Source organism: Streptomyces spiralis (genome assembly GCF_014654675.1).
GTDB classification, from domain to species: domain Bacteria; phylum Actinomycetota; class Actinomycetes; order Streptomycetales; family Streptomycetaceae; genus Streptomyces; species Streptomyces spiralis.
Genome location: NZ_BNBC01000113.1, coordinates 1 through 4377, shown reverse-complemented (window position 1 = coordinate 4377; position 4377 = coordinate 1). Strand labels below are relative to the sequence as shown.

The 4377-nt window shown below is 69.6% G+C and carries 5 protein-coding genes; 2 read left to right on the top strand and 3 right to left on the bottom strand.

Features of this window, described 5'->3' with window-relative positions; translation table 11 throughout:
- Positions 1 to 546 (top strand): hypothetical protein, encoded by a 546-nt coding sequence (locus IE318_RS44085; RefSeq protein ID WP_189908449.1) that lies wholly within the window; start codon positions 1 to 3, stop codon positions 544 to 546.
- Positions 547 to 760: 214 nt separating this feature from the next.
- Positions 761 to 1738, top strand: a complete 978-nt coding sequence (locus IE318_RS44080; protein WP_189908448.1) for a class I SAM-dependent methyltransferase — start codon at positions 761 to 763, stop codon at positions 1736 to 1738.
- Between the two features lie 28 nt (positions 1739 to 1766).
- Here the strand turns inward: IE318_RS44080 and IE318_RS44075 are convergent, their stop codons facing one another.
- The 3 genes from IE318_RS44075 to IE318_RS44065 all read right to left on the bottom strand — a co-directional run bounded on the left by IE318_RS44075 (position 1767) and on the right by IE318_RS44065 (position 3905).
- Positions 1767 to 2153 (bottom strand): VOC family protein, encoded by a 387-nt coding sequence (locus tag IE318_RS44075; RefSeq protein WP_030187097.1) that lies wholly within the window; start codon positions 2151 to 2153, stop codon positions 1767 to 1769.
- A 100-nt stretch (positions 2154 to 2253) separates the two neighbouring features.
- On the bottom strand, positions 2254 to 2820 hold the full coding sequence (locus IE318_RS44070) for a hypothetical protein (RefSeq protein WP_030187094.1): 567 nt from the start codon (positions 2818 to 2820) through the stop codon (positions 2254 to 2256).
- 179 nt (positions 2821 to 2999) lie between these two features.
- The gene (locus IE318_RS44065) at positions 3000 to 3905 is read right to left on the bottom strand and encodes a YceI family protein (protein WP_189908447.1); all 906 of its coding nucleotides are present in this window, start codon (positions 3903 to 3905) and stop codon (positions 3000 to 3002) included.
- Between the last annotated feature and the right edge of the window lie 472 nt (positions 3906 to 4377).

Genomic DNA, 4377 nt, shown 5'->3' with positions numbered 1-4377 from the left:
ATGACCCGCTCTCACGCGATCACCGCGGGCATCGCGGCCGCCGCGGCCCTGGCCGCGACCGGCATCACCTACGCCACCGCCGCACCCGCACCCCAGGCCGCCCAGGCCGCACCCGCCGCCGCCGTCCAGCAGGCCCCCGTCCAAGCGCCCATGGGCGGCGAGGGCGGAAACAACAACAGCAAGGGCAACGAAGGCAACAACAACGACCACGAGGACCACGGCGAGCGCGGCGGCAACCGCCACCACGACTACGGCTGGATCCACATCAACGAGCGGTCCTACTCCGCCCACCCCAGCGGCTGCATCACCGTCGTCAGCGGCCTCGGCTCCAACAGCCTCAACATCCGCAACGACAGCAAGAAGACCGTCGAGGTCTTCCGCGGCGTCACCTGCGACAACGGCGCCCCCATCGCCACCGTCGGCCCCCACAGCGAAAGCAACGGGGTGCACCCCGGCTGCGTCAAGGACGGCCTGAAGGTCAAGGACGGCGTCGTGGCCAGCTTCCGGGTCGTGCAGCGCCACAAGGGCGACCGGGGCGACTACTGAGACCCGCCCCGCCGCGTCCATCGCCCGGAACCCCGGCCCGCCGTAATCGGGCCGGGGTACCGCACGTCCGCCTCCGTTGTTGGGCGGCCGTTCATCTCTTCTTCCGCTTTGAACCAACGCGCGGGGTAGAGACCGTGGTGCGCCTGCCGCCATCCCCCATGGGCTTTCCGCAGGGATCCCACAGACTGCCGTGACGAGGGAGTGCCTCCGCCCCATGACCACCATCCAGGAACCGATGCGACCGCCCCACCGTCTCGACGACGTGCCGGGCTGGTTCCCCGTGCTCGACCAGGTGCTCTTCGACTGGTTCCTCGAGCGGCAGGAGACGGCCGGGGTCCACGGCGACCTGCTGGAGGTCGGTGTCTACATGGGCAAGAGCGCGATCTTCATCGGCCGGCACCAGCAGCCGGGTGAGAGGTACACCGTGTGTGATCTCTTCGAGGGCGACGCCCCGGACGACGCCAACCGGGCCGAGTCGGCGAAGTCCTACAGCGCGCTGACCCGGCGCGCCTTCGAGGAGAACTACCGCTCCTTCCACGACGAACTTCCCCGTGTGCTCCAAGGCCCCAGCTCCCTGGTGCGCCGGGAGCTCGAGGCCCGCTCCTGCCGGTTCGTGCACATCGACGCTTCCCACCTGTACAAGCATGTGCACGGCGACATCGGCGCCGCCCACGACCTGCTGCTGCCCGACGGCATCGTCGTCCTGGACGACTTCCGGTCCGAGCACACACCCGGCGTGTCCGTAGCCGCCTGGGAGGCCGTGCTCAACCGCGGCCTGCACCCCGTCTGCCTCAGCACGCAGAAGCTCTACGGCACCTGGGGCGATCCCGAACCGGTCCAGCAGGAGCTGCTGGCCATGGTGCAGGAGCGGTCCGACTGCCATGTCAGCGTCCAGGAGGCCGCCGGGCACCGGATCATCCGGCTTAAGTCCAAGGGGATGCCGGCGCCGACGTTCCCGCAGTCCAGGCATGCGCGGCAGGCCGCCCGGGCGGCGTCCCTGGCTCCGGAGCCGGCATCGGCACCCGTGTCCACGTCGGCACCCGTGTCCACTTCGACACCCGCACCCGCACCTGCGCCGGTGACCGTCCGGCCCGCACCTCGGCGCGGCAGCCCCATCCGCCGGCTCGCGGTCGACCTGCTGCCACCGGTCGTGACGCGGGCGATCCGCAACGCCCGCGCGACGAGGAGCTGACCGGGCGCACGCCGGCCGTCCCGATGTCTCAGTCTTCGCCGCTCCCGTACGGCCTCGTGATGATCTCCATGTTGTGGCCGTTCGGGTCCTCGAAGTACGCCCCTCGGCCGCCGTCCCTGTGGTTGATCTCGCCGGGACGGTGGTGGAACGGGTCCGCCCAGTAGGTCAGGCCCGCGTTCCGGATGCGGCCGAATATCGAGTCGAAGTCGTCCTCGGAGACCAGGAAGGCGTAGTGCTGGGGCGTGACCGCCTCGGTCGTGTCCAGAAAGTCCAGGGTCACCCCGTTCTGAATCTCGACGGGTACGAACGGCCCGTACTCCGGGCGCACCTCGAGACCCAGTATGTCGGCGAGGAACTGGGCCGAGGTGTGCTTGTCGTGCGCGGCTACGATCGTGTGGTTCAGCTCTACGGCCATGGGTCAGACCTCCTGCCCCATAGGTGCCAAGACCACACTCCAGGTTAAGCAGCCGCGGGATCCACCACCAACGGTCCAGGATGCGCCCGGGGCGGCTCGGTCACCACTCGTCGTAGTCGCGGATCACCCGGAAGCTGCCCACGACGCCGTCGTCACCGAACAGGCCGCCCTGGACGGTGGTGGTCACCACGCCGTTGGTGGCGCCGTGGGGTCCCACGGTGGCGACCGGAGAACCGTTGTCACAGGTGAAACCGCGGAAGACCTCCACCGTCCACTTGCTGTCGTTGAAGATGCTGAAGCTGCTGGAGCCCAGTCCGCTGGCCGCGGTGATGCAGCCCTCACCGGTCGCGGAGTAGGTGCGTTCGTTGAAGTAGATCCTTCCCTGTTCCTCATGGCCGCGGCCGCGTCCGCCGTCGTCCCGGTCGCGGCCCTCGTCCTTCTCTCCGCCCGCGCCGCGGCCGGAGGGGGCCTCGGGAGCGGCGGGTCGTTGGGCGGGCTTGGCCGGCCGCTGAGCGGGTGCGGCCGCCCGGTGCACGGACGGGGCGGCCCGGTGGGCGGACGGGGCCGCCGGCGCCGAGTCGATGGTCGAGGCGTAGGTGATACCGGCTGCTGCGAGGACCGCCGCGCCTACTCCGGCAGCGGTCACTACAAAGGTTCGCGTGGGCATGTCGCTTCTCTCGGTCTCGCGGACGTCGGCCGGACGACCGACCTGCGAGGAACGTAACGAGAGCCAACAACCCTGTCATTTCGGGCGTGTCGGCGGTGTGACAGCGTGAGTCCAGGCAGGTGGAAAACGCGACAGTCGCCGCATGACGGCGGACGCGGAGACCCGGGTTCGGCCGTTCCTCAGGTGGAGGCGGACGCGCCGTCGGACTGCGCCGCCTGGACGACCTGGATGTCCAGTTCGACGCGGATGGTGGCGCCGATCGCGGCGATGCCGTGGGCGAGCATCTTCTGCCACGTGAGGGTGAAGTCCTCGCGGTGAAGTTCGGTGACCGCCTTGCAGGCCGCACGTGTCTCGCCCGCCATTCCGGTCCCGAGGCCCAGGTACTGGGTGTCGAGCTTCACCGTGCGGGCGACGCCGTGCAGCTCCAGCACCCCCGTCACGCTCCACCGGGAGCCGCCGCGGTGCACGAAGTCACCGCCGCTGAAGCGCAGATACGGGTGGACGGCGGCGTCGAGGAAGTCCGCCGAGCGCAGGTGGTCGTCGCGCATCCGGACGCCGGTGTCGATGCTGTCGGCCTCGATGTAGACCTCGACCTGGGAGTCCCGCATCCGCTCGGCGATCCACAGGCTGCCGGAGAAGCGGTTGAACCTGCCGTGGATCTCAGCCAGTCCTATGTGCCGGGCGACGAACCGGACCGCGCTGTGGTCCGGATCGATCTCCCAGCGGCCCGGTCCCGGGACCGGCGGCAGCGGGGCCGTGGCCAGCTGGACCACCCCGACCGAGGCCGTGGTGTCCGGGAACACCTGGACGGGCGCACGGTGCGGCCGGAAGCCCTCGCAGAGCACCGACAGCTGGTAGTCACCGGGCGGAACGGCGGCGGTGAAAAGGCCGTAGGCGTCCGTGCTTCCCTCCGTGACGGCCTGTCCGGTCCGGTCCAGGACCGTGACCGCCGCCTGCATCGGCACCCCCACCGGGTCCATGACCTGGCACTCGACCCGACCCGCCCCCTCGGGCAGCGGCAGACCCCCGGGCGCGATCCTTCCGCTGCCGGTGCTCCTGGTCCGCCGCCACGGCAATGTGAACATGTACGCGCCTTCCGTTGTCCTGTCCGAAAAACGCCCCACCCTGACAGGGACTGGATGCCCTTTACACCGGACGCCCGCGATACGGACCGGTAACGGTCCGTACCAGGTGTGGCGCAGACTGTATGCATCGCCGGCCCGAGGACAGGGATCCACGGGCACCGAGGCGGCGTCGGGGACACCGAGAGGCCCCCTCGCCCGGATGTCAAGCAGCGACGCGCCGGAAGTTCCCGCCGCCCGGAAGCACCGGAGGGTGAGGCGCAGTCAGAAGATCACCTTGACGGACCAATAGTCAGTCAATCACGTAGATTGCGGGATCTTTTGATACCTCATCAGGTCGCAGGCGAGCCGCGTACACGCCCAAGACGTACCCCGAACGGCCCCCTCCGGCCAGTACCCCCCATACGCCCGAAATGACAGCTTGAGGGGGCATCAGTACGTTCGATCACACCGGCCGCACAGCCGGACACTCTCC